A 4,598-nucleotide genomic window follows, 5' to 3' on the forward strand; every position below is an offset into this window, starting at 1 on the left:
CTCCTCAAACGCCGGAGGGGCTGGATTTACGCTTTTTCAGCCCGTCCGGCGTTTGAGGACGAGGCCCCTTCAGGGCCGAAGCGGGGGTCTGGGGGCGGCAGCCCCCAGGGATGGGACGGGTAGGGGCGGCGGGGGCGAGACAAGCCCGGGCGGGTGGCGTGCACGGAGGCTCAGGGGCCGGGGTGTTCGTACAGTGGATTGGACAGGCGAGATCCATGGCTCTCTCCCGTACCCCGCCCGGGGGCTGTGTGCTCGCCGGGCGGGTACCCGGACCGCATGACGGACCACGACGAGCGGGGCACCACGATGACCGGAGTCGACCCCGGCCGGCTGGACGACCAGCAGCTCATGAAGGAGCTGGAGACCATCCACCGGACGCGCCACGACACGCTGCTGTACGGCTCGAACGACGCACTGCGGGCCCACAACGAACGCATGGCCCAGCTGGAGGGCGAATACCTGCGCCGCAATCCACGCCGCACGGTCGCCGCGGGCCGAACCCGCGAGGGCGCCCGCGACCGCTCGGGAACCGGCGCGGCACCTACGACTCCGTCGGCGTGATCGCGAGCGTGCCCTCCGGTGCCGAGCTGTGGCCGCGCCCTACCTGACCTGGTGATTGTGTCCACCCGATCGGCTCAGCACCGCACCGGCGCTCGCCCCCGGTGGCGATGTGCGGCCAGCGCCGTACGGAAGGCGTGCAGGAAGTCCTCGGTCGGTGGGCCCGGGGAGGTGTCCGTGACCACGCCCTGGTCGGCGACCGTGTGGTGGAACTCGGCGGACAGCCGTACGCCCTCCGGCTCCAGGGCGGACAGGACGCCCACCCCCGAGCCGAGCGCGCCCACCGGCTTGCCGTGCCGGTAGGCGTCCCGGACGAAGCGGACCGCGTCCTGGTCGGCGGCCGTGGGCGGGGTGTCCACGGGGCCGCCGGGCAGCAGTACGGCGTCGTACAGCACGGACGCGACGGTCGGCAGCGCTCGGTCGACCGGGAAACGTTCACCGTCGGCACCGGTGACCGCCCCGTCCGCCGGCGCCAGCGCCTCCACGACGGCGCCCTCGGCCGTGAGCGCGTCACGCACCGAGGTGACCTGCGCGGTGTCGACGCCGTCGGCGACGAGGACCGCGACCTGCAGGGTGCGGATCGAGCCGTCGCCGTGCAGGGACTCCAGGCTCAGAGCGGGCGAGGCCTGCTTGTCGGCAGCCTGGGCCGTGGACGGATCCGGAACCCCGACACCGCGTGCCACCGCCACCGCCAGGTCGCCGTTCACGTGGGCCAGCTGCTCGACCGTACGGGCCCGCACCGCCATCGCGCCGACCTTGCCGAGCTCGAACCGGAACGCCTCGACGATGTGCTCCTTCTCCCAGTCCGTCATGCTGTTCCAGAACATCGCGGGCTGGGTGTGGTGATCCTGGAAGCTCGCACTGCGGCGGCGGATCTTGGCGCCGTCCACGCGTTCGGCGTAGTGCGTGTAGCTGTGCCCGTCGGCGCCGGCGTGCGCGGGGCACCCGCCGCCGAGGGAGTTCGGGAAGTAGTTCGTACCCCGGTGCAGCGTGCTCTGGTGGTAGCCGTCGCGCTGGTTCGTGCGGACCGGCGCCACCGGGCGGTTCACCGGCAGCTGGGCGAAGTTGGGGCCGCCGAGGCGGATCAACTGGGTGTCCAGATAGGAGAAGTTGCGGGCCTGGAGCAGCGGGTCGTTGGTGAAGTCGATGCCGGGGACGACGTTGGCGGTGTGGAACGCGACCTGCTCGGTCTCGGCGAAGAAATTCTCCGGGTTGCGGTCCAGCACCATGCGGCCGATCGGCCGTACCGGCACCCGCTCCTCCGGAATGAGCTTCGTCGCGTCGAGAAGATCGAAGTCGAAGGCGAACTCGTCCTCTTCCGCGACGAGTTGGACGCCCAGCTCCCACTCCGGGTACTCGCCCGCCTCGATCGCGTCCCACAGATCGCGCCGGTTGAAGTCCGGGTCCCGGCCCTGGCACTCCTGCGCCTCGTCCCACACCAGCGAGTGGGCGCCCAGCTTCGGCTTCCAGTGGAACTTCACGAACGTGCCGCGCCCGTCCGCGTTCACGAACCGGAAGGTGTGCACACCGAAGCCCTGCATCATGCGGTAGCTGCGCGGGATCGCCCGGTCCGACATCAGCCACATGATCGCGTGCAGCGTCTCCGGCTGCAGCGACACGAAGTCCCACAGGGTGTCGTGCGCGGAGGCACCGGTCGGGATGTCGTTGTGCGGCTCCGGCTTCACCGCGTGCACGAAGTCCGGGAACTTGATGCCGTCCTGGATGAAGAAGACCGGGAAGTTGTTCCCGACCAGGTCGTAATTGCCCTCCGACGTATAGAACTTGGTCGCGAAACCGCGCACGTCCCGCACCGTGTCCGCCGAGCCGCGCGGTCCCTGCACCGTCGAGAACCGTACGAACACCGGCGTCCGCACCGACGGATCCTGGAGAAAGGCCGCGCGCGTGAACTCCGCGCAGGACTCGTACGGTTCGAAATAGCCGTATGCGCCCGCACCCCGCGCATGCACCACCCGCTCCGGGATCCGCTCATGGTCGAAGTGGGTCAGCTTCTCCCGGAAGTGGAAGTCCTCCATCAGTGTCGGACCGCGTTCACCGGCCGCCAGCGAGTCGTCGGTGTGGTCGACCTCCACACCCTGGTCGGTGGTCAGCGGACCGGCTGCCGGGTCGTCCGCCCGGAACGTCTCCCGCTGCTCCTGCTTGCGGTCCGCCATCAGGCGACCTCCTCGGGCTGCCTGGCGAACACGTCGAGGAAGGCCGCGCAGAACGCCTCCAGATCGCTCGGTTTGCGGCTGGTGATCAGCTTGTTCGGGCCGTGGTCGCAGATGTGTACCTGCTCGTCGACCCAGGTGCCGCCCGCGTTGCCGATGTCGGTCCGCAGGCTGGGCCAGGACGTGAGCACCCGGCCGCGTACGACGTCCGCCTCCACCAGCGTCCACGGGGCATGGCAGATCGCGGCGACCGGCCGGCCCTGCTCGAAGAAGTCCCGTACGAACGCCACCGCCTTGCGGTTGGTCCGCAGATAGTCCGGGTTGGCGACCCCGCCCGGCAGCACGAGTGCGCCGAAGGAGCCGGCCGTGGTCTCACCCACCACCTCCTGGACGGGGAACTTCTCCGCCTTGTCGAGGTGGTGGAACGCCTGGATCGTGCCCGGCTTCGTCGACACCAGCACCGGTTCGTGCCCCGCGTCCACCGCGGCCTGCCAGGGATCGGTGAGCTCGATCTGTTCGACGCCCTCGGGTGCGGTCAGAAATGCGATACGCATGGTGTCTCGATCTCCTTCCATGACGGTGGCTTCTCGTCTCACTCGTCCGGTGCGGCGCGGCTGATCTCGGCCAGTGCCGAGCCGGGATCCTGCGTCTCGGCCAGGTCCCCGAGGCTGACGACACCGACCGGCATGCCGTTCTCCACGACCGGCAGCCGCCGTACGGCGTGCTCACGCATGAGCGAGATCGCGAGGGACACCCGCTCGCCCGGCCCGATCATCACCGGATCCGGGGAGCACACCGACTCGGCGCTCACCGTCAGCGGGTCGGCGCCGTCCGCGACCGCCCGCACCGTGATGTCACGGTCGGTGAGCACCCCCACGACGTGCTCCCCGTCGGCCACCAGCACATCGCCGATGTCCTGCGCGCGCATCAGCTGCGCGGCCTCGACGAGCGAGGCGCCCGGGCGGACGGCTACCGCGCCCGGCGTCATGACGTCCCTCACGAAATCGGCCATGTCCGGTCCTTCCTCCATCCTTTCTGCGTCTCCCGGCCTGGCCCGGGTCCCTACGCGTTCCCCCGCCGGGTGGGCCGTCCGGCCCCGGTCACGGCCTCGGCCAGCTCCTGCACGTTGGCGTAGCGCGCCGTGCGCGGCAGCCGTCCCAGCGACTCGACGAGGGCGTCGGGCGCGTACTCGCGGCGCAACGCGCCGATCAGCTCCCGGGGACTCGCCGGGAAGGCGCTACGGCCCAGGAACCGGGCCAGCTCCAGCCGGACCGTCGCCAGGGACGCCGTCGGGGGGCCCGGCCAGCCCACCGGCCCGCGGGCGACCTCCGGGTCGTCCTCGGCGATCGGCTCCGGGTCGTGCCACTCCTCGGTCCGGGTGGGGTGCCCGGACCTCAGCAGCCCCTGTAGTTCGTGCTTCATCTCGTCGTCACGGTGAACGCTCAGCCGGTCACTGCCTCGCTGCATGACTCCCTCCAGATCTTCGGGCTGCGCACCGCGTACCCGACGAGTGGGGGGCCGACACAGGGTTTGCACCCCGGAAGGCGGGTCACCCGGCCTTCACCCCCCACATGTTCCGGGGAAGGACCAGGCCATGGCACTGATAACTGTGCTGCTTCCGCTTCTCATGCTCGGCGTGGTGCTGGCACTGGGCCGCTACGAGGAACTGCTCCTGCCGAAGGAGCCGGACAAGGACCGGCAGGAAAGGGCGGCCCTGGGGCGCTGAGGGCATTGAGCCGTCATCGAGCCGCCGAGCCGCGGACGCCGGGCCCCCTCGGCGTCCGCGGCCCCGCCCCTCCGCCCCCGCAGCCGTGCCGCGTGTACCGCCCCGGCCGGAACTCCTGCACCGTCGCCTTGTACCCCAGCCGGATC

Annotated in this window: 6 protein-coding genes; 2 read left to right on the plus strand and 4 right to left on the minus strand. The window is 70.8% G+C overall.

Going from position 1 to position 4,598, the window contains the following annotated elements; genetic code table 11:
• The first annotated feature begins 276 nt into the window (after positions 1-276).
• Positions 277-561, plus strand: a complete 285-nt coding sequence (locus ACFWYS_RS07595; RefSeq protein ID WP_384764697.1) for a DUF6158 family protein — start codon at positions 277-279, stop codon at positions 559-561.
• Between the two features lie 74 nt (positions 562-635).
• Here ACFWYS_RS07595 and ACFWYS_RS07600 read toward each other — a convergent pair whose 3' ends face one another.
• From ACFWYS_RS07600 to ACFWYS_RS07615, 4 genes are read right to left on the minus strand one after another with little or no spacing between them, the layout of a single operon-like run.
• Positions 636-2,729: a catalase gene (locus ACFWYS_RS07600; RefSeq protein WP_384764699.1), complete on the minus strand. Its 2,094-nt coding sequence runs from the start codon at positions 2,727-2,729 to the stop codon at positions 636-638.
• The gene (locus ACFWYS_RS07605) at positions 2,729-3,280 is read right to left on the minus strand and encodes a type 1 glutamine amidotransferase domain-containing protein (RefSeq protein WP_384764701.1); all 552 of its coding nucleotides are present in this window, start codon (positions 3,278-3,280) and stop codon (positions 2,729-2,731) included. The genes ACFWYS_RS07600 and ACFWYS_RS07605 overlap by 1 nt, the downstream gene beginning before the upstream one ends.
• 38 nt (positions 3,281-3,318) lie before the next feature.
• Positions 3,319-3,738 (minus strand): CBS domain-containing protein, encoded by a 420-nt coding sequence (locus tag ACFWYS_RS07610; RefSeq protein ID WP_384764703.1) that lies wholly within the window; start codon positions 3,736-3,738, stop codon positions 3,319-3,321.
• Between the two features lie 50 nt (positions 3,739-3,788).
• Complete coding sequence (locus ACFWYS_RS07615) at positions 3,789-4,193, minus strand: DUF2795 domain-containing protein (protein ID WP_384764705.1); 405 nt, start codon at positions 4,191-4,193, stop codon at positions 3,789-3,791.
• Between the two features lie 127 nt (positions 4,194-4,320).
• Here ACFWYS_RS07615 and ACFWYS_RS07620 point away from each other — a divergent pair, with 127 nt between their 5' ends.
• Positions 4,321-4,452: a hypothetical protein gene (locus ACFWYS_RS07620; protein WP_384764707.1), complete on the plus strand. Its 132-nt coding sequence runs from the start codon at positions 4,321-4,323 to the stop codon at positions 4,450-4,452.
• Positions 4,453-4,598 lie beyond the last annotated feature (146 nt).

It is taken from the genome of Streptomyces sp. NPDC059010, assembly GCF_042740355.1.
Lineage (GTDB): Bacteria > Actinomycetota > Actinomycetes > Streptomycetales > Streptomycetaceae > Streptomyces.

What these genes read in the sequence shown, in the direction of transcription:
- ACFWYS_RS07620 (WP_384764707.1), top strand. Translation starts at nt 4,321, where the DNA reads ATGGCACTGATAACTGTGCTGCTTCCGCTTCTCATGCTCGGCGTGGTG.
- ACFWYS_RS07600 (WP_384764699.1), bottom strand. Translation starts at nt 2,729, where the DNA reads ATGGCGGACCGCAAGCAGGAGCAGCGGGAGACGTTCCGGGCGGACGAC.
- ACFWYS_RS07595 (WP_384764697.1), top strand. Translation starts at nt 277, where the DNA reads ATGACGGACCACGACGAGCGGGGCACCACGATGACCGGAGTCGACCCC.
- ACFWYS_RS07610 (WP_384764703.1), bottom strand. Translation starts at nt 3,738, where the DNA reads ATGGCCGATTTCGTGAGGGACGTCATGACGCCGGGCGCGGTAGCCGTC.
- ACFWYS_RS07615 (WP_384764705.1), bottom strand. Translation starts at nt 4,193, where the DNA reads ATGCAGCGAGGCAGTGACCGGCTGAGCGTTCACCGTGACGACGAGATG.
- ACFWYS_RS07605 (WP_384764701.1), bottom strand. Translation starts at nt 3,280, where the DNA reads ATGCGTATCGCATTTCTGACCGCACCCGAGGGCGTCGAACAGATCGAG.